The organism is Actinoplanes italicus (genome assembly GCF_003001815.1).
In the GTDB taxonomy this organism is placed as follows: domain Bacteria; phylum Actinomycetota; class Actinomycetes; order Mycobacteriales; family Micromonosporaceae; genus Actinoplanes; species Actinoplanes italicus.
In genome coordinates this window covers 93,616-116,487 of sequence record NZ_PVMZ01000012.1, presented here as the reverse complement: position 1 = coordinate 116,487, position 22,872 = coordinate 93,616, and the positions used below count along the sequence as shown (strand labels likewise).

The 22,872-nt window shown below is 70.0% G+C and carries 26 protein-coding genes and 1 tRNA gene; 15 read left to right on the top strand and 12 right to left on the bottom strand.

Annotated elements, in window-relative coordinates; genetic code table 11:
• Window positions 1-36: 36 nt before the first annotated feature.
• Window positions 37-732 (bottom strand): hypothetical protein, encoded by a 696-nt coding sequence (locus tag CLV67_RS27625; RefSeq protein WP_106323414.1) that lies wholly within the window; start codon window positions 730-732, stop codon window positions 37-39.
• Window positions 733-1,381: 649 nt separating this feature from the next.
• Between CLV67_RS27625 and CLV67_RS27620 the strand changes: the two genes are divergently transcribed.
• The gene (locus CLV67_RS27620; RefSeq protein WP_106323412.1) at window positions 1,382-1,627 is read left to right on the top strand and encodes a transposase family protein; all 246 of its coding nucleotides are present in this window, start codon (window positions 1,382-1,384) and stop codon (window positions 1,625-1,627) included.
• A gap of 180 nt (window positions 1,628-1,807) precedes the next feature.
• On the opposite strand, the gene CLV67_RS51215 is transcribed toward CLV67_RS27620, so the two are convergent.
• Both CLV67_RS51215 and CLV67_RS51210 read right to left on the bottom strand, forming a co-directional pair.
• Window positions 1,808-2,161 (bottom strand): hypothetical protein, encoded by a 354-nt coding sequence (locus CLV67_RS51215; protein ID WP_146169306.1) that lies wholly within the window; start codon window positions 2,159-2,161, stop codon window positions 1,808-1,810.
• A 128-nt stretch (window positions 2,162-2,289) separates the two neighbouring features.
• Window positions 2,290-2,643: a hypothetical protein gene (locus tag CLV67_RS51210; RefSeq protein ID WP_146169305.1), complete on the bottom strand. Its 354-nt coding sequence runs from the start codon at window positions 2,641-2,643 to the stop codon at window positions 2,290-2,292.
• Here CLV67_RS51210 and CLV67_RS27615 point away from each other — a divergent pair.
• Window positions 2,642-3,739: an integrase core domain-containing protein gene (locus tag CLV67_RS27615; protein WP_106323410.1), complete on the top strand. Its 1,098-nt coding sequence runs from the start codon at window positions 2,642-2,644 to the stop codon at window positions 3,737-3,739. The genes CLV67_RS51210 and CLV67_RS27615 overlap by 2 nt on opposite strands.
• Window positions 3,729-4,229 (top strand): tyrosine-type recombinase/integrase, encoded by a 501-nt coding sequence (locus tag CLV67_RS27610; protein WP_239166590.1) that lies wholly within the window; start codon window positions 3,729-3,731, stop codon window positions 4,227-4,229. Before CLV67_RS27615 ends, CLV67_RS27610 begins: the two co-directional genes overlap by 11 nt.
• 165 nt (window positions 4,230-4,394) lie before the next feature.
• On the opposite strand, the gene CLV67_RS27605 is transcribed toward CLV67_RS27610, so the two are convergent.
• Together CLV67_RS27605 and CLV67_RS27600 are read right to left on the bottom strand one after the other, a co-directional pair.
• Window positions 4,395-4,466 (bottom strand) — tRNA-Val (locus tag CLV67_RS27605).
• Between the two features lie 51 nt (window positions 4,467-4,517).
• Window positions 4,518-4,892: a TIGR02611 family protein gene (locus tag CLV67_RS27600; protein ID WP_106323408.1), complete on the bottom strand. Its 375-nt coding sequence runs from the start codon at window positions 4,890-4,892 to the stop codon at window positions 4,518-4,520.
• Window positions 4,893-5,201: 309 nt separating this feature from the next.
• On the opposite strand from CLV67_RS27600, the gene CLV67_RS27595 reads away from it, so the two are divergent.
• The 4 genes from CLV67_RS27595 (at window position 5,202) to CLV67_RS27580 (ending at window position 7,503) form a co-directional block, all read left to right on the top strand.
• A complete protein-coding gene (locus tag CLV67_RS27595) occupies window positions 5,202-5,633 on the top strand; it encodes an SsgA family sporulation/cell division regulator (protein WP_014446635.1) in 432 nt (143 codons plus the stop codon).
• Window positions 5,634-5,837: 204 nt separating this feature from the next.
• Window positions 5,838-6,716: an AraC family transcriptional regulator gene (locus CLV67_RS27590; RefSeq protein WP_106323406.1), complete on the top strand. Its 879-nt coding sequence runs from the start codon at window positions 5,838-5,840 to the stop codon at window positions 6,714-6,716.
• A gap of 18 nt (window positions 6,717-6,734) precedes the next feature.
• The gene (locus CLV67_RS27585) at window positions 6,735-7,259 is read left to right on the top strand and encodes an RrF2 family transcriptional regulator (RefSeq protein WP_307833883.1); all 525 of its coding nucleotides are present in this window, start codon (window positions 6,735-6,737) and stop codon (window positions 7,257-7,259) included.
• A gap of 64 nt (window positions 7,260-7,323) precedes the next feature.
• On the top strand, window positions 7,324-7,503 hold the full coding sequence (locus CLV67_RS27580) for a DUF4236 domain-containing protein (RefSeq protein ID WP_106323402.1): 180 nt from the start codon (window positions 7,324-7,326) through the stop codon (window positions 7,501-7,503).
• Here CLV67_RS27580 and CLV67_RS27575 read toward each other — a convergent pair.
• A complete protein-coding gene (locus CLV67_RS27575; RefSeq protein ID WP_239166588.1) occupies window positions 7,498-8,379 on the bottom strand; it encodes a hypothetical protein in 882 nt (293 codons plus the stop codon). The two genes, CLV67_RS27580 and CLV67_RS27575, sit on opposite strands and share 6 nt — an antisense overlap.
• 94 nt (window positions 8,380-8,473) lie before the next feature.
• On the opposite strand from CLV67_RS27575, the gene CLV67_RS27570 reads away from it, so the two are divergent.
• Together CLV67_RS27570 and CLV67_RS27565 are read left to right on the top strand one after the other, a co-directional pair.
• Window positions 8,474-10,051 carry a fibronectin type III domain-containing protein gene (locus CLV67_RS27570; protein WP_239166587.1) on the top strand — a complete coding sequence of 526 codons (1,578 nt, stop codon included), beginning with the start codon at window positions 8,474-8,476 and terminating at the stop codon, window positions 10,049-10,051.
• Window positions 10,052-10,178: 127 nt separating this feature from the next.
• A complete protein-coding gene (locus tag CLV67_RS27565) occupies window positions 10,179-11,753 on the top strand; it encodes a GGDEF domain-containing protein (protein ID WP_249037970.1) in 1,575 nt (524 codons plus the stop codon).
• A 58-nt stretch (window positions 11,754-11,811) separates the two neighbouring features.
• On the opposite strand, the gene CLV67_RS27560 is transcribed toward CLV67_RS27565, so the two are convergent.
• The 5 genes from CLV67_RS27560 to CLV67_RS27540 form a co-directional block, all read right to left on the bottom strand.
• Window positions 11,812-12,321 (bottom strand): mycothiol transferase, encoded by a 510-nt coding sequence (locus tag CLV67_RS27560; protein ID WP_106323394.1) that lies wholly within the window; start codon window positions 12,319-12,321, stop codon window positions 11,812-11,814.
• A 77-nt stretch (window positions 12,322-12,398) separates the two neighbouring features.
• Window positions 12,399-13,175: an endonuclease/exonuclease/phosphatase family protein gene (locus CLV67_RS27555; RefSeq protein ID WP_106323392.1), complete on the bottom strand. Its 777-nt coding sequence runs from the start codon at window positions 13,173-13,175 to the stop codon at window positions 12,399-12,401.
• Entirely contained in the window at window positions 13,172-14,632 is a 1,461-nt protein-coding gene (locus CLV67_RS27550) for a phosphatase PAP2 family protein (RefSeq protein ID WP_106323390.1), read from the bottom strand. Before CLV67_RS27550 ends, CLV67_RS27555 begins: the two co-directional genes overlap by 4 nt.
• A 35-nt stretch (window positions 14,633-14,667) precedes the next feature.
• Window positions 14,668-15,669 (bottom strand): YihY/virulence factor BrkB family protein, encoded by a 1,002-nt coding sequence (locus tag CLV67_RS27545; RefSeq protein WP_106323388.1) that lies wholly within the window; start codon window positions 15,667-15,669, stop codon window positions 14,668-14,670.
• Window positions 15,666-16,637, bottom strand: coding sequence for a diacylglycerol/lipid kinase family protein (locus CLV67_RS27540; RefSeq protein ID WP_106323386.1), 972 nt, complete (start codon window positions 16,635-16,637; stop codon window positions 15,666-15,668). The genes CLV67_RS27545 and CLV67_RS27540 overlap by 4 nt, the downstream gene beginning before the upstream one ends.
• A 79-nt stretch (window positions 16,638-16,716) precedes the next feature.
• Between CLV67_RS27540 and CLV67_RS27535 the strand changes: the two genes are divergently transcribed.
• Genes CLV67_RS27535 through CLV67_RS27515 form a run of 5 tightly spaced genes read left to right on the top strand, consistent with a single transcriptional unit; the run spans window position 16,717 to window position 21,110 of the window.
• Window positions 16,717-17,217 (top strand): DUF1990 domain-containing protein, encoded by a 501-nt coding sequence (locus tag CLV67_RS27535; RefSeq protein ID WP_106323384.1) that lies wholly within the window; start codon window positions 16,717-16,719, stop codon window positions 17,215-17,217.
• Window positions 17,214-17,987 (top strand): MBL fold metallo-hydrolase, encoded by a 774-nt coding sequence (locus CLV67_RS27530; protein WP_106323382.1) that lies wholly within the window; start codon window positions 17,214-17,216, stop codon window positions 17,985-17,987. Before CLV67_RS27535 ends, CLV67_RS27530 begins: the two co-directional genes overlap by 4 nt.
• Window positions 17,984-18,556 carry a DedA family protein gene (locus tag CLV67_RS27525; protein WP_239166585.1) on the top strand — a complete coding sequence of 191 codons (573 nt, stop codon included), beginning with the start codon at window positions 17,984-17,986 and terminating at the stop codon, window positions 18,554-18,556. The genes CLV67_RS27530 and CLV67_RS27525 overlap by 4 nt, the downstream gene beginning before the upstream one ends.
• Before the next feature lie 57 nt (window positions 18,557-18,613).
• Window positions 18,614-19,864: a DUF1800 domain-containing protein gene (locus tag CLV67_RS27520; RefSeq protein WP_106323380.1), complete on the top strand. Its 1,251-nt coding sequence runs from the start codon at window positions 18,614-18,616 to the stop codon at window positions 19,862-19,864.
• Window positions 19,865-19,877: 13 nt separating this feature from the next.
• Complete coding sequence (locus CLV67_RS27515) at window positions 19,878-21,110, top strand: DUF1501 domain-containing protein (protein WP_106323378.1); 1,233 nt, start codon at window positions 19,878-19,880, stop codon at window positions 21,108-21,110.
• Here the strand turns inward: CLV67_RS27515 and CLV67_RS27510 are convergent.
• Window positions 21,100-22,020, bottom strand: coding sequence for a serine hydrolase (locus CLV67_RS27510; RefSeq protein WP_239166584.1), 921 nt, complete (start codon window positions 22,018-22,020; stop codon window positions 21,100-21,102). The two genes, CLV67_RS27515 and CLV67_RS27510, sit on opposite strands and share 11 nt — an antisense overlap.
• A gap of 134 nt (window positions 22,021-22,154) precedes the next feature.
• Between CLV67_RS27510 and CLV67_RS27505 the strand changes: the two genes are divergently transcribed.
• Window positions 22,155-22,871, top strand: a complete 717-nt coding sequence (locus CLV67_RS27505) for a hypothetical protein (RefSeq protein ID WP_106323376.1) — start codon at window positions 22,155-22,157, stop codon at window positions 22,869-22,871.
• The last annotated feature ends 1 nt before the right edge of the window (window position 22,872 follow it).

The window sequence follows — 22,872 nt, the reverse complement described above, 5'->3', positions numbered from 1 at the left end:
GAGTGATTAGTGCGTTGGCACCCCTGGGTGAGCTTCCTACCCGGGCCCCGTCGGGTGACTCCCGTACGGCGCGTCCCCGCCCCCGCGCACGCGTCCCGGTCGGGCCGTGGACAGGAGCCTCACGATGCCCGCGTGCGCCAGGACGACCAGGCCGATCGCAGCCGACAAGGATCCCCTGGCTGGCCGTCGAAGCGGAGACGGGCTCGGCGGTGACCCGGGTTCCGCCGTTACCCCGCGGTCGGTGCGGGCCGTCCGGTCAGCAACCGCCATGACTCGCCGAGGCAGCTTGCGCCGCCCAGGCCGAGCAGGGCTACCGCTGCTGGTGACCCTCTTGCTGACCGTCAGCGCCGGGGCGATCCGGTTGGCGGTCATGGCTGTCAGCCCGCTGCGGGCGCGGGTCGCTGTCGCGGCCGAGATCCAGTAGGCGGTGATCGCCGAGCTGTCCGCCGGGCCGTTCTCGCCCTGGTAGGTGATGGTCTCCAGCGTCCGGCCGGCGAGCTCGTCGTGGTCTTCGTGTTCGCCGTTGAGGGAGTCGGTCACCTGAACGACGGTGTCGTTGTTCTTCGACATGCCGCGGTGGAAGCTGGTGTCCGACTGGGTACGCGGGTCGTTGGCGCCGTCACCGGTGAAGGTCCGCACTGTCTTGTAGCCGCGGAACTGGCCATAGGTGCGGTGCTTGGCCTTGACCACCTCGTTGTCGTCGTAATGCCAGGCCGCACCACCCCGCCGCACGACGACATTGAGACTCCTGCAGCGCTGCCGAGCCCTGCTTGACATCCCGAACCAGCGCGCTTCTCGGAAGAGGCCTCCTCAGGAGTCGAGGCGCTGCTCCCGATCTGCTCCCACAAGCATGACAAAACGCCCGGCCTCGTGGGTCACAAGGCCGAGCGTCTTCGCAGCTAGCAATACTGGTGGGCGATACTGGGATCGAACCAGTGACCTCTCCGGTGTGAACGTAACCCGATCAAGCCACTGACCAGGCGATATGCAAATCGGCGCTGGTGAGACGCGGTTGACCGGCGCTGCTGGACGCTGTTCAGCACGGTTCGGTGCCGCCCGTGGCCACCCCGTTTGCTCCCTGCCGATCGTCGATTTCGGGGAGCAGCCCGGCGTGGCCCCTGCCGGGGACACCGATTTCATCGTCGTGGTGCTCCCCATAGCCGATGCGAATGGTCGTTGAGCTGCTCGAACGTACTCGTTGGCAGGAGCCGTGCTGCTCCCCTGGCACACGAGACCTGGAGCCCTATTCAGAACGCGGTGGCCGTTTCCTCGTGGTCCCGCGTCCGGGTGACGATGCGTAACGGCGGCCGTCCGGTGAGGGTTCGCCTGGGTTGTGTGGACTCAGGAGTACCTCGGTGGACGGCCGCCGCGTAGTGAGCGTATGACCGGGATGCGCCCGGACCAACTCGCGGCGCTGATTCTTACGGTGTCCACCCTTGTGGGTGACTGGCAGCCGAGGAACGGCCGTCGCAAGGTTCTGGATCTGCATCGGGCGGTGGTGCTGACCTTGTTCCTGCTGCGGCACGACAACGTGCAGGACGTTGCGGGTGAGTTGTTCGGGTGTTCACAGTCGACGGTCTCGCGGGGGTTCCGACGGGTTCGTCGCGCCGACCGGCGAACGCGCTGACCGTACGGACCTGTTCTCCGGCAAGCATCGCCTGACGACGTTCTGAATAGGGCTCCCGGGTAGCGTTTCCGGGAGGCGGGTTCAGACGGTGGGTCAGCTTCCCGTAGGAGGTCGGCATCCCTTCCGTTACCAATACAGATCCCGAATAATTTGGGTAAACGCAAAATATCAGCCGGCACACTATCCCGCACTGGGAGGCTTTAAAAAGGTACGACCAAAGTTGTATGCCTTGCTCAGCGTCCGGATCTTCTCCTGATCCGGCCCTTCCTCAAAAGCCCCTCCATTGTCTGCCAGGAAGTCCCCCCATGCGCTACGCTCACGCTCCATCAAGTCATCATTGTGCGAAGGGTTTTCAATCATGCTGCGGTACCCCCACAGTGCACTAATTCCAAATATTCCTTCGTCTCGATTAACAAAGCTCCAGCCAGAAGGGATTTTGGCATCGGTAAAATCGAACAGTTCAACGTGAGCCCAGATCGGCCGAACACCGTCGTTCAAGACAAGGAGCATGAGATTTCCTCGGCTGATCGCCATTGCGTAAACCACGTAGGCGCCGTCGACCGTTAACTGAAAATTAGTTGACTTGAAGTTCCCGCTTCGACTCAGGACTGATTCCGGCAAGTCACTGCCACGATTTCCAACACAGATTACACGCATAACCATCAGTCGGTCGCTCCCGGAACCCAGTCCTTCACCTTGAGGTCGTCAACTGCGCCTGTTGTCGTCTGGTATTGGTAATGGATTTCCACGTTATCAATCGTCTGAGCCATCTTTTGCCAACCTTTATCGGCCGGCCATCTCGGATCGGTTTGCGGAACTCTCACCAATCTTTCACCGACCTCCGGATTGTGTCTCACCTCCAGGAGCAGCTCCTCCTCCCAGTCGACGTTGTACCTGCCGAAAATACATCCGCGCTGGTCAGAGTGCGTTCTGGCAGGCGTGGTGATCATGGCTGTTCTGGTGTCGGTGTCCCCTGAATCCTCGTCGTTGGTGACTGCGCGAGGATGCTGACTCATGCTGCTGCGCTTGGCGTACCTGGGTATCACGAACGCGTTCGCGTTGCTGCGGCTGTTGCCGGGCAGTGACCGCGACAAGGACACCGAGATCCTCGTCTTGCGGCATCAGCTCGCGGTGGTGCAGCGCCAGCTCGGTGGGCAGCGGGTCCGGTTCGAGCCGGCCGACCGGGCGTGGCTGGCCGCGCTGCTCAGCCCGCTGTCCAGGCCGGCCTTGAAGAACCTGCGGCTGCTGGTGCGCCCAGACACGGTGTTGCGCTGGCATCGCGATCTGCAGGCCCGCCGCCACGCGGCCATGTCCCGGCCCCGACGGCGTGGACGCCCGCCCACTGTCCGGTCGATCCGTGCACTGGTGCTGCGCCTGGTGGCGGAGAACCCGTCTTGGGGATACCGGCGTGTGCACGGCGAACTGCTCACCCTCGGCGTGAAGGTCGCCGCATCCACGGTCTGGGAGATCATGCGAGCGGCGGGCATCGACCCGGCCCCGGACCGCACGACCACGACCTGGGCACAGTTCCTGCGGGCACAGGCCGGGGCGATCCTGGCCGTCGACTTCCTCGACACGATCACCCTGACCGGCACCCGCCTGTACATCCTCGCGGTCATCGACCATGCCAGCCGCCGCATCCGGATTCTCGGCGCGACCGCGCACCCGACCGCATCCTGGGTGACCCAAGCTGCTCGCAATCTGGTCATGGACGTCGAAGACGCCGGCTGCCAGGTCAAGTACCTGATCCGCGACCGGGACGGCAAGTACCCGGCCCTGTTCGACACGATCCTGGCCGACGCCGGCATCACCGTGGTGCACACCGGCGTCCGGATGCCCCGGATGAACGCGATCATGGAACGCTGGGTCCGGACCTGCCGCCGCGAACTCCTCGACCGGACACTGATCCTCAACCAGCGGCATCTGCTGCACGCGTTGCGCGAGTACGAGGCTTTCTACAACGGACATCGCCCGCATCAGGGTCTCGGCAACGCCCGGCCGCTGGCCCCACTACCCACCCCGATCACCGACCCCGACCGGCTCACCCGGCTCGACATCCGTCGACGCGACCGCCTCGGCGGCATCCTCCACGCATACGAGCATGCCGCCTGAGCTGCACGGACGCATTTTCGGCAGGTACAACGTCGGAGCCCTTCACGAGGTCAGCGGCAAACTCGAACTCGGGTCTCCGAAGACTCCAGCCGCTGTCCGGCCCATCCTGCTGCCGCCATTCCTGGTCGCTCGGCTCCGCGAACATCTGGAGAGCCATGACCACTCCCACGTCTTCGTAGGTGAAGACGGCGGACTGTACCGGCGCTCCAACTTCAGCCGCCGCTTCTGGCGACCCGCCACCGACGGATCACCCGATGGACTGGTCGCACCGGTCATCCCCGGCATGCACTTCCACGATCTCCGGCACACCCACAAGACTTGGATGATCGAGGACAGCGTTCCGGAAGCCGCTCAGGCGAAGCGGCTGGGTCATCGGCTACCGGGTGTTCGCGGGATCTACAGCCACGTCACCCCCATCGTCGAACAGCGCCTCGTCGATGGCCTGCAAAAACGTTGGGAGCGCACCGCCAAGCCCGAACTCGAACGGTGACCACATTTGCGACATAGTGGTGGTCAGCCGGGGAGCGAACAAATCAAACTCAGGAGTGGTCAGCCAAACATGACCGCCGCTGCTCCCCGTTTGCTCCCAGAACTATGACAAAACACCCGTTGCCGTGGATCATGGCAACGGGTGTTTTCGCAGCTAGATGCTATGTGGGCGATACTGGGATCGAACCAGTGACCTCTCCGGTGTGAACGGAGCGCTCTCCCGCTGAGCTAATCGCCCTCAACGAGATAGAACTCTACTAGACGACGGCCCGCTGCCGCGAACCAGGGGTCACCACTTGTCGACGATGTCGAGGCAGACCTGGAGCAGGTCGACGTCGAAGCTGAGCTTGACGGATGCCCAGACAAGGGCGGTCAGGAAGATCATGCTGAGTACGGCGATCACGCCACGGACCAGCAGGGTCTGCCGGCCGACCCAGTGGGTCCAGTTGGTGACGTGCCGCTTGGCATAGGTCAGCAGATGCTTGGCCCACGCGAACTCGATGGCCCAGATGGCGAGGCCGGCGAAGATGATCGGCCAGCCGGGACCGGGGAAGACAAGCAGCAGGAGCCCCACCGCGACGACGATGCCGCCGAGAATGCCGATGCCGATCTTGAGAGCGACCCTGCCGGTCGAGTTGGACCGGATACGGTCAAGCACACGCACGTCTGAGAACCCCGCCGTCCGGTTTTAAGCCCATTTCATCCCCCAGTGTCCGGGAGCCCCGTCACTACCCGGGAGGAATGGACGTTACCGGAGTAAGTCAACTGCTGGACCACTGACGCCGGGAACAACCGAGTACATGGGCAGAACAGGACAAGATATCGCTTCGTGTCCTGTGCGGAAGGGTTTTCCGAACCCCCTTCCCACTACTGGGTGAGATCAGCGTATGGCGGAGCGTAACTACAAGGATCACCTGAGTATGGGAACCGCGGGGTTCACCAGCCTCGCAGCGGTGCCGGGGGGAGTTCGTCCATGAGTACCATTCGTCCAACGACCGTCGAGGTCGAAACCTCGCTGCGGCTCGTAGCGCCTGACGCGACGGCACTGCCGGTACGCGCCAGTCTCCGCTACGACCCAGCCGACCCGTATGCGGTCCACGTGTTGTTCCACGCAGAATCAGCCGGTGGGGAAGCCGTGAGCTGGTCCTTTGCGCGGGAACTGCTCGTGACCGGGCTCGACGAGCCGGCCGGGATCGGCGACGTCCGGGTGTGGCCGTGGGCCACTCCGCGGGGCGATTTCGTCGCACTGGCACTGTCGTCACCCGACGGGAACGCGCTGTTCGAGGTGCCGCGCAGCGTCCTGGTCCGCTTCCTGCGGCGCACCTATGTGGTGGTGCCCCGCGGCCGGGAGTCCGACCACCTGGACGTCGACGCGGCGGTCAACCGGCTGCTGGCGGGCCGATAGCGCCGGAGCACATCAGCGAGTCAGGGCGACCCGCGCGGACACTGCCGGTCCGCGCGGGTCGCCCTTTATCCTGAAAAATAGTCGATCTCCGAAAAGAAATCGGAATCGGACGTATAGCGAATACCGAGCAGGAAATCGGACATTTACCTCAGTCGGTGCGCTAGTGGATGCGCTGAAGTCCATCGACGACTACCGTCAGGCGCGATGTCAGCACTCATTCAACACACCGAGCCGACACCGACCCGTCTTCCACCGGACTGGTCGGGGATCATCGGCTGCGTCCTGCCGGTGGCCGCCGGAGCCGCCACCGGTCTGCTGAGCGTTCACGCTCTCGTCCTCACCACCTCCGGACCGCTGTTCGCCGAGGTCGACTTCGACGAACACGTGTGCGGGCCGGGCACGCTGCTCTGGATCCGTCCGGGGCAGGCGGTGCGATTCGGCGAGCCACCGGGCGACACGATCGCGGTCGTCTTCCGCCCGGGGTTGTTCGGGCCGGAGGAACTGCCCGGCCTGGTTCCGGACGATCCCACCGGACCGGCCCGGACGCCACTCACCCCGTCCGATCCACAGGTCTTCCGGGACGCCCTCACCCATCTGGCCGCCGACTCCGAGGGCGAGCCGGGTGCGGTCACCGCTGCCCTGCTGCGGCATCAGCTGGCCGCGGTGCTGCTGCGGATCCGCACGACCGAGCCGCCGATCGACCCGGTCGGTCAGGTCGAGGGGCGGACCTTCGAGCGGTTCCAGCGCCGCCTGGAGGAGGGCTACCCGCAGACCCGGCGGGTCGAGGACTACGCGGCCGAGCTGGGCTGCTCCGTCCGCACCCTGACCAGGGCCAGCCTCGCCCTCACCGGCCGGACCGCCAAGCAGGTCGTCGACGATCGGGTGGCACTGCAGGCGCGGCGGCTGCTCGCCGCGACGCCGCTGTCGGTCGCCGAGGTGGGCCGGGTGCTGGGGTTCGGTGAGCCGACGAACTTCGGCCGGTTCTTCCATCGGGAGACGGGGCTGAGTCCGGGGCAGTTCCGGGCGAGGTTCACGGCCGGTGCTCCGAGCGGCATCCCGGGGCAACGCCACCCCTCGGAGTAGCCCCTCTCTCCCTCGCCAATGGGGCTAATCCCCACAACTCCCTGGGGTATGTGCATCCGGGATGCGCGGGCGGGGCATGATAGTCAGGTGCAGATCTCCGCGCGCGGTGACTACGCGGTCCGGGCAGCCCTCAGTTTGGCGCAGGCCTACCCCGCACTGATGTCCGCCCAGGCCATTGCCCAAGAACAAGACATGCCTCGGAAGTTCCTCGAGGCAGTGCTCGCCGACCTGCGCCGCGCCGGCGTGGTCCGGGCCCAACGCGGTGCCGAGGGCGGTTACACGCTGTCGCACCCACCACGGGACGTCACGATCGGCCAGATCATCCGGGCCGTCGACGGTCCGCTGGCCGGTGTGCGCGGCCTCCGTCCGGAGGAGACGCAGTACACGGGAGCGGCGGAGAACCTGCCGAACCTGTGGGTGGCCGTACGCGCCGCGGTCCGTGAGGTGCTCGACGAGGTGAGCCTCGCCGAGCTGATCTCCGGGCGGATGCCGGCGCACGTGCGCAAGCTGACCACCCGCCCGGACGCCTGGCAGCCACGCTGACGTTTGTGGATTGACGCCATCGGGAACTCTCCGGCCCATCAGAACTTAGATGGGAGAAGTTCCAATGGGCATCGTCTACCGCAGCCGGAAGAAGATCGGGCCGCTGGTCCTGAACTTCACCGAGAACGGCTACTCGTCCTGGAGCCTCAAGATCGGGCGTTGGTCCTGGAACTCGCGGACCCGCGCGCACCGCGTCGACCTGCCCGGCCCCCTGTCGTGGAAGCAGGACAAGTCGCGCTCATAGCGAGATGACGACGTCGCCGCCGAGCCTGCCGTGTGCGGGCTCCCGGCGGACGGCGCCGGTGTCGACCAGTGCGTGCAGCACCCGGGTGGCGTCGGCGGCCCGGTAGACGGTTTCGGTGAGCGCGAAGGTGCGCAACTCGGTCACCGTCGCCGAGCCGGTCCCGGCCAGGTGCGCGAGCAGTTCGCGCCGCAGCGGTCCGGGATGCGGGTTCAGTGAGATGTCGATCAGGTGTCGTTCCGGATCGGCGGGATCGCGGAGGCGTACCCCCGCGAATTCATCGACCGCCCAGAGCGCCTCCTTGAAGCTCTCCAGACTCTTCGCCGAGGTGGTGGCAAAGGCCACCACCTCGCCGGGCTCCGGCCCGATGGCCAATTCCGCGGCCGTGACCAGCGGGAATCCCAGACTCCGATAGGGGTCGACGGGGCTGCCGGGAGGCAGCGCCATAAGGACGTCGGCAGGCTTGCCGGCGGCGATCGCGGCGACGGTGGTCACCGCGGGCGGTTCCCCCGCGGTCGTCGCATCGAGAAAACCCATCAGCGGTACGCGTGACGCGCCGGCCGCCTTCAGCGCGACCGGAAGCCGCTCGTCCGTACCGCCGCCGACCGGAAGCACCGCGAGTCCGGCCCCCGCTCCGGCGTCCCGCTGTGCCGCGGTGAGCCGCCGCCCGACCTCGGTGACGTCGTCGCCGACCGCCACCATGGACAGTTCCCGCCCCCGGGTCAGGTCGGGCAGATCGGCCAGGACCCGCACCGCGGTCTCGGCAGCCTCCCCGCCGTCGCCGTCGGCGTAGCCGTGCACATAGGTGGCACGCCGGGCGCGGTGCAGCGCTGCGGCGGCCCAGGCCTGCAGGTGGCGGACGAGGAGCTCACGTTTCACGGTCGCGATCGGGGACACACCCGTGTTTCTACACCTGTCCACTTCGGTACCGGAAACTTGTACCCAGGGTGTTCAGTTGCGCACTATGGGATACATGGCCCCTCCGCTCGCCGAAGTGACCGCTCAGGCACAGACCCTGTCGTCGTCCGGTGATCTCGCGGGCGCCCGGGCCGTCCTCGACGACGTCCTGCGGACCGCCGACGCCGATCCTCGCCGCGCCACCCCCGACCTCGCGGTGGCCGCCGCTCTGCACGCCCGCGTCCTGATCGCCCTCGGCGACCCGGAGTCGGCCCGGCTCTGGGCCGCGTTCGCGCACTCGGCCGAGGAACGCCTGCACGGCCGGCGCGACGAGCGCACCATCGCGGCGGCCGCCATGCACGCGGCGGTTCTGCAGCGGATCGGCCAGCACGGCCGGGCCTCGTCGGTCTATCACGACCTGGTCGGCGAGCTGGCACTGCTGGACGGTCCGGACTCACCACGCGTCCTGGCCGCCGAGGCCGACCTCGCGACCGCCGAGCACGCGGCCGGTCACTGCTCGACCGCCCGGTCCCGGCTGGCCCGCGCCTGGCGGCGGCACAGCCGGGTGCACGGCGACGCGGCCCCGGCCGGGATCAAGATGCTGGCCAGGCTCGGTGCGATGGAACGCGACTGCGGCCGGGACGCGGAGGCACTGGAGCATCTGACCCTGGCGAGCGAGCTCAGCGCCCGCTACCTGTCGGCCGATCATCCGCTGGCCCGGCAGGCCGCCGCGCTGGTGTCCGGCCAGCCGTCCGGGCGGCACACCTGCGGAAACGGGCGGGACACCACCGGTGGCAAGCCGTTCCGCCCGTTCCCGCGCCGTCCCACCGTCACGGACACGACCGGCACCCGTCCGGCCGCGTTCCCGGCCGACGCGCCCGGCCAGCCACCGCCGGACGACCGGCCCACCGACCCCAGCGGCACCGTCTACCCGGTGCCGTCCGACGACTTCTACGACGATCTTCCGTCGCCGGACAACCGGTCCACCGATCCCAACGGGACCGTCTACCAGCAGCCGCTCTATCTCAGCGACGTGCACCGGCTGCCCGGCGACCCGACCGGCCGGCACGCCCGCGCCGACACGCCGCCACCGCTGCCCGGCAATCGGGCGCCGGACTACGGCGAGGACGGCCGGCCTCTGCCGATCGGCACGGCCCCGACCGGCACGCTCACCGATCCGCCGAACTCGCGGCGGCTGCCGGTGCGCACCGAGCGGCCCGAACGGTCCCGGGGCCTGCATCCGCTGCTGCTGGCCGCCGTGCTGGCCGGCGGGGTCGCGGCCGCCGCCGCGGTGGTGATCGTGACGCTGCCCGGCGCCGACGGCGCGACGACGGCACCGGTGCAGCCGTCGGCAGCGGGCGCCCAGCCGCTGACCGCCACCGCCGATCCGGGCGCCCCGTCGGACGTACGGCTACGCGACGACGGTCCGAGCGTGTCCCTGCAGTGGGTCTACCCGCGTGACGCACGCGGCGAGGTGGTGATCACCGTGGCCCGAACCGACCGGCCCCCGGTGACCGTGGCCGAACTTCCCGCCGGCGCCACCGACTACGTCGTCTACAGCCTCGGCGAACAGCACAACTACTGCATCACGGTCGCGGTACGCGCCAACGGGGGTGGGACCGCCGCGGCGGTCCCGGTCTGCACCCGCAGGTGACCGCGCTCACCGGTGCAACCGTTCCGCAACCGGGCGGGACCCGGGCGGCTACCGGGGCACCGGACCGTAGGTCGTCACGGCGGTTGCCGGTCGTGTCGCAGGCATGGCCTACAGGAAGGCAGGGACAGTGACGACGGAAACGGCGAGCCGTGTGCCCACCGAACCTCATCACGAGTTCGGCGTCCTCGAATCCGCTCTGACGGAACTCGAGGGACGGCCACCGTCGGAGTTCCGTACCCTCTGGGAGCCCGCCGGTGAGCTGCGCGCACGTGCCGCCGAGCTGGGCGCCGAGGAGATCGTCCAGCGGGCCATGCTGCTCCAGGCCGGTGTCCTGCTGCGCAAGGGCAGGACCGGCGAGGGCGGCCGACTGGCCCACCAGGTACGCGTCTGGGCCGAGGAGCACGAGAGCCGCTACCTGCTGGCTCGTGCCCACCGGGAGCTGTCGGTCTTCTGCCGGCACCTGGGCGACTTCTCCGACGCGCTGACCCACGCGGTGCAGAGCATCACGTTCCTCACCGACGACGTGCCGCCGAACCTGCGGGCCCGGCACCTGACCACGCTCGCGGTCGCGCTGGACGACACCGGGGCGTACGACGACGGCCGGCGCCGCTACCAGGAGGCGCTGGTCCTGACGGCCGAGGCCGGCGACCACGAGATGACCGCTTCGGTGCTCAACAACATGGCGTACTCCGCCGTGGAGATCGGTGACGAGCCCGAGGCCCGGATGCTGGTCGGGCAGATGCGCGACCTGCAGGCGCGGGTCGGCTACCGGTTCTCCGCCAACGAGCTGGACACGATGGCCCAGGTCGAGCTGATGGGCAGCCGCTACGACGCCGTCGAGGAACTGCTCTCCCCGGTGCTGGCCGATCTGGTCGAGGCCAACGAGGGTGACGCGGTGGCCGAGTGCCAGCTCACCCTGGCCCAGTCCCGGCGGGCGGCCGGACGGTACGACGCCGCCCAGGAGGCCCTCGACGCGACCCGCAAACTGTGCACCGAACGCAACCTGGGCCGGCTCAGCGCCCAGGTCCGGCAGGAGCAGGCCGCCCTGTACGCGGCGACCGGGCGGTTCGCGGAGGCGTACGAGGAGCATCGTGCCTTTCATGCCGAGGCCACCGCTCTGCACTCGGTCCAGCGCGAGACCCGGGCCAGTGCCCTGCAGGCGGTCCTGGAGGCGAACGAGGCGCGCCAGGCCAGCGAGCACTTCCGGGAGATGGCCCACCGGGACGCGCTGACCGGCCTATACAACCGGCGTTACGTCAACGAGCGGGTACCGGCCCTGCTGCTGGAGTCGGCCGCCCGCCGCCGCCCGGTGTCGCTGGCGATCGTCGACCTGGACCACTTCAAGCGGATCAACGACACACTGTCGCACGCCACCGGTGACACCGTGCTGCAGCACGTCGCCGAGCTGCTGGAGGAGGCCGCGCCCGGCTCGGCGATCGCGGCCCGGATGGGTGGCGAGGAGTTCCTGCTGGTCTATCCGGGTGTGGACGCGGAGGAGGCGACGGCCCGCTGCGAGCGGCTGCGGCTGCGGATCCGGGCACACGGCTGGGAGCCGATCACCGGGGCGCTGCAGGTGACCACGAGCATCGGGGTCGTCACGGCTCCGGAGGGCCAGAGCACCTTCACCGCGCTGTGGTCCGCGGCCGACCGCAACCTCTACGCCGCCAAGCGCTCCGGCCGCGACCGCGTCGTCACCGGCTGAAGACCACCGGCTGTGTCGTACCGCTGTCTCAGCGCGGCTGAGACAGCCGGTGGTCCATTCACTCGCCCGTGGCCACACCGGCCAGCTCGGCGACGATGTCGAGGTGGCCGGTGTGGCGGGCGTACTCCTGGACCAGGTGGAAGCAGACCCGCTCCAGGGTGGCCGGATCGCCGCCGCCCCAGCGCGGGCCGGGCTTGCCGACCGTGTCCAGGTCGTTGCCCGTGATCGCCGCGGTGGTGTATTCGCCCTGGGAGCGCAGCTCGGCGGTCAGCTGCTCCAGCGTCTCCGCGTCACCGACGTACCAGCGTTCGTCGCGCTGGTCGCCCCACGGCGCGTCGACGGCCCGGCCCTCGAAGCCCCACTCGATCCAGCGGCGTTCCACGTACCGCAGATGTTTGAGCAGTTCCAGGGGTGTCCAGCCGGACGGCAGGCGGCTCGTGCGCAAGTCGGACCCGGGCAGCGCGGCGGTCTTCGCGATCAGGGTCTCCCGGAAGTAGTCCAGGTAGCCGGTGAACACCTCGGCGCGGTTCGCGGCCGGGACGGTGGGCGACGGGAAATCGATCGTCATGTCACGAGCCTAGAGTCCGGCTGCGTCGTACCGCTGTCCCATCCCGCGCGAGACAGCGGTGCGGCACAGCCGGAGTTCTACAGGTCGGTGCCGACGAGCACCGGGTAGTGGTCGGAGGCGTGGTCGGTCACCTCGTCGCGGATCACCCGGGCGTGCTTCACACGGGCGGCCAGGGGTGGGCTGGCCAGCAGGTAGTCCAGGCGCATCGTGCCGAACTCGCGGCCGGCGAACCCGGTCGGGACGGTCCGGCCGTCGCCCTCCCCCACGGCCTGCCACAGGTCGGTGAACCCGGACTCCCGGAACGCGGCCACCGCGCGGGTGTCCGGCGAGCCGTCCGGCCCGAGGTGGCGCTGCCGGTACAGCGAGTGGACGGCGTCGAGCGTGGCGGAGTGGTCGCCGTCCGGGTCGAGGCCGTTCATGTCGCCGGCGATCAGGACCATGTGCCGGGCCGAGCCGTACCGCGCGGCCAGCCAGGTGGCCTCGCGGTAGCGGCGGTACGGCGAGAACGGGTTGAGGTGGGCGCTCACCACGGTCAGCGGACCGGCCGCGGTGTCGGCCACGACCACTGCCGCCGCGTGATGCAGCCGCCAGCTCACCGACGAGCGTCGCCGGATCCGCAGCGGGGGCCGCACCAGGACGGCGACCGGCTGGGCGAGCACCGAGCGGGCCAGATGGGCGGTCATCCCGGTCGCCTCGGACAACTCACGGAGCCGGCTTGCGCCGTACCGCTGGAAATGTTGTAGCTCTTGAAGGCAGAGGACGTCGGGCTGCTCACGGTTGATGACCCGGATGATCTCCGGCAGTCGGTCGCCGCCGCCGTTCTTGATGTTCCAGGTCATCAGCCGCAGCGTCATCCGACCACCGCCGGACTCCGGCCGTGGGTGGCCTCCTCGGCCTCCTCGGCCGCCTCGGACGCGGTCTCGGCGTGCGCGTTGGGCCGGACGGTGAACCAGAGGACCGTCAGCCAGGCGGCCGTCAGCAGGGTCGCGCCGAGGACGTCGGTCGGGTGGTGCATGCCGCGGTACATCCGGGACAGCGCCACGATGAACGGCATGATCACGGCGAGCGCCGGGAAGATCCAGCGCCACGGCTGCCGGACCCGGGCCATCACGATGATCGCGATGGCCGCCCAGAGGCACATGGTCGCGGCGATGTGCCCGGACGGGAACGACGAGGTCGGCATCTGACCGTCGAGCTGCTCGACCGACGGGCGCTCCCGGCCGACCGAGGCCGCCGCGCAGAGGAAGAGGGTCAGCTCGCCCACCATGGTGAGGGCCAGGAAGAGGACCGGCCGCCACTGCCGCCACAGGGCCAGCGCCAGCGGGCAGAAGATCAGCGAGATGATCAGGATGGCGTGCGTGTCACCGGCCTTGCTCGCCAGCCAGCTCAGGTGGTCGAGGCCGGGCGTGCGGAACGTCTGCAGCCAGCGCGGCACACCGTCGTCGAACGACGGCTCCCAGCGGTTGACCGAGTATCCGAGCAGGTAGAGCAGGCCGAACACGAAGACCCAGCCGACCAGGATCTCGGCGCCCTTGGCCCACGGGTGCGGCAGGACGGCGCCCTCGGCGGGGGCGGGGCGCAGGTCCGGTCCGGCCTCCGGCTCCAGGCCGTCGGTCAGCGACGGCACGGGGCGACCCGCTTCGCGGCGCCAGATCCGGAAGGCGTACGCCGTGACGCTGATCCAGGCCACGCCGAGCAGCCATCCGCCGATCACGTCGGAGAGGAAGTGCACACCGAGCGCGACCCGGGTGAACCCGACCGCCGCGACGATCAGCGCGGCCAGCCCGATGAACCACGGCCGCCACCTCCGGCGCATCGCCGGGAGGAACACCAGCACGATCATCCCGTAGACGACCATCGAGCCGAGGGAGTGCCCGCTCGGGAAGCTGTTGCCCGGAGCCGACGCGACCGGCACCTCCACCACCGGACGCAGCCGGCCGATCAGCGCCTTCAGCGACGGGTCCAGGATCAGCGCACCGAGGCCGGTCACCACCAGGTAGAGCGCCGGGCGGGGGCGGCGCCGGATCAGCAGCATCACGACGACCAGCGCCACGAGCGGGATCAGGGTGCCGCGCCCGCCGAACGAGGAGATCTGCTGCAGCACCGCCACGATCGTCTCCGAGCCGGACGCCCAGCGGTTCAGGCCGTCGGTGACCGACCGGTCCAGATCGAGCAGCGGCTGCCAGTGGAATCGCACGAGCAGCAGCAGAGTGCCGAAGGCGAGGCCGACCGCCGTCACGGCGGCCAGACCCAGCACGCTGCGTTCGGCGAAATGTCTGACCGGCGCCCAGCCGGTTCGGTTGTCGGTCACGGCGCACTCCTGAGGTTCTCGGGGGTGCGCCGTTCTTACCCGGACGGCTCCGCGGATACACCGGGTTCCCGTTGTGCCGGGATGTCCGGTTCCCAGACGTCCTCCAGCGCGGGCCTCTGCACGCCCACCCGGCGGGCCTCCAGCTGGGCGGCGAAGGCCAGGCCGAGGAAGATCGCGATCCCGGTGAGGTTGGCCCAGAGCAGCAGCGCCATCATCGCGGTGAGGGGGCCGTACGTGGCGCCGAAGCCCTCACTGAACCTGATGTAGCCGGCCAGCAGCAGGCTCGCCAGCCACCACAGCACGGTCGAGACCACCGCGCCGAACAGCAGCCAGGACAGGGCCGGCTGGTTGCGGCGCACCGAGTGCCGGAACAGCAGGCCCACCGCGAAGATGATCAGCACGAGGCTCAGCGGCCAGCGGACCACGTCCCAGGCCACTCGCAGGCCGTGACTGAGCGCCAGATGCTCCTGAGCGGAGTCACCGGCGGCCCGGCCGGCCACCAGCAGCAGGAACCCGAACAGCGCGGGCAGCCCGGCGATCAGTGCCAGCACGGTGGCCCGCGCGTACTTGCGCAGGGCAGGGCGGTCGCGCTCGACACCGTAGATGCGGTTGGCGCCCCGCTCGATCTGCGCCATCGCGCTGGTCAGCGCGAACAGGCCGGTGATCAGACCGAGGGCGAGGGCCAGCTCACCCGCCTCCTCGGTACGGTCGTCGTCGATCAGCAGCTCGGCGACCAGCGGCTCGCTCGCACCCGGGGTGAGCGCGATGACGGTGTCCGCGACGATCCGCCCGCCGTCCTCCACACCGAGGTCGGTGGCGAGGCCGGAGAGGGCGATCAGGAACGGCACGATCGCGAGGCACAGCTGGAACGCGAACGCCCTCGAGTGACTGAACCCGTCGCCGTAGCGGAACCTGACGAACGCGTCGTGCAGCAGGGGCCAGCGCCCGTAGTGCCAGAGCGCGTGGAAGGCATCGTCGGCCGACAGCTTGTCACCCGGCATCATCCGGGTCTCGGGAACCGGTTCGGTACTGCTCAAGCCTTCTCCTCAGCCGCTTCCCTGACCGGCTCGGCACGGCGGGCGGCCGCGCGGGCGTCGTACGCCAGGTCCGGGTCGGCGTCCGGCTGCGGCACGCAGAGCAGCAGCGCCTTCGGCCGGACGTGGATCTTCATGACCTTGCCCGGGGCGATGTTGTCACCGTCGAGCTGACGGGCCTGTGCCCGGTTGCTGTAGATCTCAACCCGCGATGCGGTATAGGTCTCCATCAGCGGAACCCGGTCGCGGCGACTCACCACGGCCCACATCAGGGCCGCCCAGTGGGCCAGGTTGGTGGGGCTGAGGATCGCGACGTTGAGCCGGCCGTCGTCGGGCTCGGCCCGCTTGAGAAGGCGTACCCCACCCTGCAGGCGGCCCACGTTGCCGACGATCACGGCAGCGGGCCGGCGCGGCATCGGCGGGCCGCCGTCCAGCCGGATCCGGACCCGCATCGGCCGGTCCAGCAGGTGTTTCGCGCCGCCGTGCAGGTAGGCCAGCCAGCCGATCCGCTTCTTCGCCTTCTCCGAGGTGTCCTCGAGCATCTGCGCGTCGAAGCCCATCCCGGCCATCACCACGAAGCACCGGTCGTCGATCACGCCGACGTCGATGCGCCGCCGGCCGCCCTCGAGCGCGACCTCAAGGCCGGTGGCCGGGTCGTTGCCGAGGCCCAGGTTGGCGGCGAGCAGGTTGCCGGTGCCGGCGGGCAGCACGGCGAGCGCGACGCCGGAACCGGCCAGGGCCGTGACGACAGCGGTCACGGTGCCGTCGCCGCCGCACGCGAAGACCAGCTCGGCGCCCTCGGCGACGGCTTGCTTGGCCTGGCCTCGGCCGGGGTCCTCCGGGGTGGTCTCGTACCACTTCGGCTCCGGCCACCCGGCCCGGCGCAGACCCTCGTGCACGGTACGGCGCAAGTGATCGAGATCAGCCACCTTGGTGGGGTTCACCACGACGGCGGAACGGGGTCCAGTCACGTCGCTCAGTGTGCCGGAGTCATGTCACGGCGGCGACTCGACCACCACGCACGGGTCGAAGAAGGGCACACTTGTCCGGGTGACCGAAGTTACCTATCCGCATGTCGGGTTCACCCGGACCGGTCGTCTTCCGGCCGGCTACCGGCACCTGCGTCACCGCACCCTGCTGGGCGCCGGTGAGGACGTGCTGGCCAGGGCCGGCGAGGCGGTTCTCAGTTTCCGGATGCACCGGGCCATCGGCGTCCGGATCACCGCGGACGCCGGCCGGGCCTCGCCCGGCGTGCTGCTGACCGTGGGGATCGGCCCGCTGCGCGCTCCGTGCGAGGTGATCTGGACCGTCGAGGACGGGGATCGGATCGGATTCGCGTACGGCACGCGCCCCGGCCATCCGGCGATCGGTGAGGAGGCGTTCCTGGTCGAACGCGACGAACACGACCGGGTGTGGTTCACGGTCACCGCGTTCAGCCGGCCGGCCGGGACGCTCATGCGGGTGGCCGGACCGTTCGGGGTCGCCTTCCAGCACGCGTTCGCCCGCGCGTGCGGCTTGGCCCTGCGGCGTCTGGGTACCGTGAAGAGGTGAGCACGACCGAGGTCACGTGGTGGGGGCACAGCACGGTGTGGCTCGCCGACTCCGGCGTGACCCTGCTGACCGACCCGGTGCTCACCGGACGGCTCGCCCACCTGCGGCGCATGGCCGGCCCGCCGCCCCGGCTGCCCGGCGCACCCGACGCCGTCCTTCTCTCGCATCTGCACGCCGACCACTTCCACGTGGCGTCGCTGCGGGCGGTGCCGGGCGAGCCGCTGCTGATCGTGCCGCGCGGTGCGGCGGCGTTCACCGCGCGGGCCATGCCGGAGGCCGCCGGACGCTGCGTCGAGCTGGGGCCGGGCGACTCGACCGACGTGGGCGGGGTCCGCGTGCACGCCGTGCCCGCCCGGCACGACGGCAGCCGCGGCCCGTGGTCCCGCGACCGGGCCGCGGCCGTCGGCTTCGTCACCGAGGGCGCCTCGCGGATCTGGTACGCCGGTGACACCGGCCTGTTCGACGCGATGTCCGACCTGGGTCCGCTGGATCTGGCGCTGATCCCGGTCGGCGGCTGGGGTCCGACGCTCGGCGCGCACGGCCACCTCGACGCCCGGGACGGCGCCGAGGCGCTGCGACGGGTGAAGGCGTCCTGGGCGGTGCCGGTGCACTACGGCACCCTGTGGCCGATCGGGATGGGCCGGGTGCGGCGGCACATGTTCGACGAGCCGGGCGCCCGGTTCGCCGAGTTCGCGGCCCGGACGGCCCCGGACAGCCGCGTCCGGGTCCTCGCGCACGGCGAGACCCTCGGCCTGGAGCAGGCTGCGTGATCGACACTCTCGGTGCCGCCGGCTGGCTGTTCCTGGTGGTGGCATTCGGCGCGGTCGTGCCGGTGGTGCCGACCGGAGCGGCGGTCAGCGCGGCCGCCGCGTACGCGTTCCACGCGCATCCGTACTCGATCGGGCTGGTCGTCGCGGCGGGTGCCGCCGGCGCCTATGTCGGCGATCTGGTGATGTACGCGATATGCCGGTTCGGTGGGGAGAAGATGGCCCGCCGGCTGCGCTGGCTGCGCGACGAGCACCACCTCACCGGCGTGAAGGAGCGGCTGCGGACGAACCGGGTGCAGGTTCTGCTGGTGTCCCGGCTGATACCCGGCGGCCGGGTTCCGGTGCTGCTGGCGGCCGCGTTCGCCGGGATCGGCTGGCGCACGTTCGTGGTGGCCAACCTGCCGGCCTGCGTCATGTGGTCGGTGGTGTACGCCACGATCGGCCTGGTGGGCGGGTCGTTCTTCGTCGAGCCGTGGCAGGGCGTGGCCGCCGCCGTGGTGCTGATCCTGGTCGTCAATCAGACGATCACCTGGTTCTCCAAGAGGCGGGCGGCCGGCGCGACCACGTCGTGAACCGCATCCGCATCCGGGCCTTACCTCTCCCTTACATCGACGCTCTACGTTTCCCGCATGACTGATCGCCGCCTGGTGTCGCACCTGCTCCGCCGGCTGACGTTCGGGCCCACCTCGGCCGAGGTCGATGCCGCGACCCGGACCGGGTACGACGCCATGCTCGCCTCGCTGCTGCGCCCGGCCGTCGCCGTACCACCACCCGCCCTGGGCCCGGACCCGGCCGCGAGCCTCGGCCCGGGGTCGACCCGCGAGCAACGGCAGGAGGCCCGCCGCCGGCAGGGTGAGCAGGTCACCGAGCTGACGCGCTGGTGGCTGGCGCGGATGGCGGACGGTGGCGCGGCCGAGAAGCTGACGTTCTTCTGGCACGGCCATTGGGCCACCAGCGCCCGCAAGGTGCGATCCGCCCAGCTGATGCTCGGGCAACAGCAGATCTTCCGGCGGTACGGCCACGGAGACACCGGACCACTGGTCCGGGCGATGCTGCGCGACCCGGCGCTGATCCTCTGGCTGGACGGGCAGAAGAACACTCGCAGAGCACCGAACGAGAACCTGGCCCGCGAGGTCATGGAACTGTTCACGCTGGGCGTCGGCGCCTACACCGAGGACGACGTGAAAGCGGCGGCGCGGGTGCTCACCGGCTGGCAGGTCGACCGGGCGGCAGGCACGGCCCGGCTCGCCCCGGGCCGCCACGACGACCGGCCGGTCACGCTTCTCGGCCGGACCGGGACGTTCGACGTCGACTCGTACGCCGACGCCCTGGTGCGGCACGAGGCGCACGTTCCCTTCCTGGCCCGCCGGTTGTGGGCCCGGTACGCCTCCTCGGACACCGCACCAGCGGCCGGGATCGCCGCCGCCGGCCGGGACGCCACGGCCCTGCTGACCGCGATCTGCCGGGACCCCGCGTTCGAGGCCACCAACGGAACCCTGGTCAAACAACCGGTCGAGTGGCTGGTCGGCGCGATACGGCAGCTCGGTGTGCCGACCGGCGAGCAACGGCGGCTGTCCGGCACGCTCCGGGCGCTGGGCCAGGTCCCGTTGCGGCCGCCCTCGGTCGGTGGCTGGCCGGCCGGCGCGGCCTGGCTGACGACGGCCTCGGCCCTGACCCGGCTCCGGGCCGGGCAGCAGATCGCGGGCCTGGCACCCGAGGCCGGCGAGAGGCTCACGGGCGGCGACCGTCTCGAAGCGCTGGCCGACATGCTCGTGATCGACGGCTGGACCGATCGGACGGCCGCCGCGCTGCGGACCGTCAAGAACCCCCGACGCCTGCTGGCGGCCGGGCTGGCCAGCCCCGAGTACGCGATTCACTGAGGAGGACGAACGAATGGACACCCTCACCCGTCGCCGTTTCCTCGTCGCCAGCGGCGTCACCGGTGGCGTGCTGGCGGCCGGCGCGACGGCATACGGCCTGCGGGACATCCTGGACACCGCGGGTGACCGTGACCCGGCGGCGAAGGTCCTCGTGCTGGTCACCCTCTACGGCGGCAACGACGGACTGAACACCGTGATCCCGTACGCGGATCCGGCGTACCGGTCGGCTCGGCCCGATCTGGCCTACCTACCGGGCGAGGTCCTCGACCTGGACGGCGGCGTAGGGCTGAACCCGGGCCTGGCCGGACTGCACCGGCTCTTCCAGAACCGGCGGCTGGCCGTCGTCCGCGGGGTCGGCTATCCGAAACCGAACCGCAGCCACTTCCAGTCGATGGACATCTGGCAGACCGCGCAGCCCGACCGGCCGGGCGTCACCGGCTGGCTCGGCCGCTGGCTCGACACGGTGGGCGGTGATCCGCGGCTGGCGGTCTCGTTCGAGCCGGTCCTGCCGCCGCTGCTGGCCGGTGCGACGAGCGCCGGGGCCACGGTTCCCGGCGGGGTGCTGTCGCTGCCCGGCGGCGTGTCCGGGGATCTGGTCAGCGGTCTCGGCAGGCCGTCGCCCGGCGAGTCGCCGGCGCTGGCCCGGGCAGCGGCCTGCTTCGCCGACCTGATGCGGGTCCAGGACCTGATGCGGCAGGTCACCGAGGGCGCCTCGGAGGGGGACGAGACCGACGACGGCGAGGAGCCGGCGGCCACCGCGACCGGTGGCGCAGCGCCGCCACTGGACCAGCAGCTGGCCCTGGTCGCCAGATGCATCGAAGCGGGCGCGGCGACCCGCGTCTACTCGGTGTCGCTGGGAGGGTTCGACCTGCACGCCGACGGCAAGGCCCAGCAGCGTTCGCTGCTCGCCCGGCTGGACGAGCCGCTGACCGCCTTCGCCGACCGGATGGCAGGCAAGGGCGTGGTGGTCGCGGTGTACTCGGAGTTCGGCCGCCGGGTGCGGGCCAACGCCTCGGACGGCACCGACCACGGCACCGCGTCGGACATGTTCCTGCTGGGTGACGGGGTGCGGGGTGGCCTGCACGGCGAGCCGCCCAGCCTCACCGATCTCGACGACGGCGACCTCAAGTTCACCGTCGACTTCCGGGACGTCTACGCGACGCTGCTGGACGGTGTGCTCGCGGCCGATCCGCAGCGGATCCTGGACGGCCGGCGCGGCCGGGTGAAGGACCTGCTCAGTACTTGAGGTGTGTCCGGGTCAGCTTGGCGGCCTTCTCCACGAGGGAGATCCCGTTGGGCATCGTCTTGTTGGTGTGCGACAGCACGGCGATGGAGACGTCGGTGTCGTCGTCGATGATCTGACCGACCGAGTTGATGATCCACAGGTTGCTCTCGGTGGACCGCTGGAGCCAGCCGTTCTTGACGGTGGCGTCCTCGCCGTCCTTGGCCGCGGCCGGGACACCCCAGTCCTGGTCGGGGGCGACCGTGCTCATCAGCTTGTGGGCGTACTCACGGGAGGTCTTGGTCAGTTCGCTCTCGTCGTCGACCAGTTGGGACAGCAGCTTCACCTGGTCCTTCACGGTCGTCCTGGTGAGACCCCAGGAGCTGCTGACCTTGGTCTGGGTCAGACCGAGCCGCTTGTTGCACGCCGTCAGCCCGTTGATCCGGCCCACCTTGCCGTAGAGCGACGTGGTGGCGGCGTTGTCGCTGAAACGGATCATCTTGTCGGCCAGCGACTTCTCGCTGCTCGTCAGCTTGCGGCCGTCGTCCTGGGCGGTGAGCAGCAGGCAGGCGAGCACCTGAACCTTGACCACACTGGCGGTCTCATACTTCTCGTCGCCACGGTAGGACCAGGTCTCGCCGGTGGTCCGGTCGAAGACGGCGACGGAGAACTCGGGTTTGCCGGACGCGTACTTCTTCATCGCCGCGTCCAGCGCCTTGACCCGTTTGGCCCGCTCGATGGCGGCGAGTTCCTCCGGAGTGGGGCCGGTCGGCGTTGGCGACGCCTTGGGGGTGTCCCGGAAGGCGCCGGCCAGGGCGCCGCCGCCGGTCCCGCCGGTGCCACTGTCGGCCAGAAGCCCCTTGGCCACCAGGACCGAGCCGCCCAGGATGCCGAGCGCGGCCGCCGTCACGATGAGGTTCCGGGTACGAAGCACCCATGCATACTGCCGTGTCCGACCACCGGATGGCTCATCCGGATCCTGTGTATTCCCGACTTTCGACGCTCGGCTCCAGCGTCGGCACGGTCTGTCACCAGGTGGCGGATGCGATGACGGCGCACAATGGGCACATGCTCACTTTTCTGTCCGGCGTCATCCAGTCGACCGCAGCGGCAGCCGGCAAGGTGATCGAGACGGCGGCCACCGCGGCGACGATCCCGGTCCGGGCCGTCGCCCTGATCGGCCAGACAGAGCTGCTGATCAACCGCATCACTCTGGCCGTCGCGCAGGTGGAGGACCTGATCAAGAGGGTTTCCGCGGTGGCCGCGGGCGCCGAGTCGGCGATCGCCGACACCCGTGCGACCGCGACGGCCGCGGCTCTCGCCGTGGACGAGGTGGCCACCATCGCGACGGCGGCCGGCGATCTGATCCGCCGGGCGTCGATCACGGCCGAGGCCGCCGGGGTGGTGGTCGGCGACGCGGCCACCGCGGTCGGCGATGTGACGGTCATCACTTCTCGCGCCGGCGCGGTCGCCGGGGAGGTCGAGGCAATGGTCGGCGACTATTCGCCCACCCTGCGTAGCGCCGCTCCGCTCGCCGCACGATTCGTTTCCGAGCTCACCCCGGACGAGGTGACCGCCGCGATCCGGATGATCGACGAGCTGCCCGCCCTGCAGCGCCACCTGGTGCACGACGTGATGCCGTTGCTCGGCAAGCTCGACCGGGTCGGCCCGGACCTGCACAAACTGCTCGAGGTGACCGAGGATCTGCACCTGGCGATCGCCGGGCTTCCCGGCCTGAAGATGCTGCGCCGCCGCGGCGAGGAACGCACGCACGACCAGTCGTGAT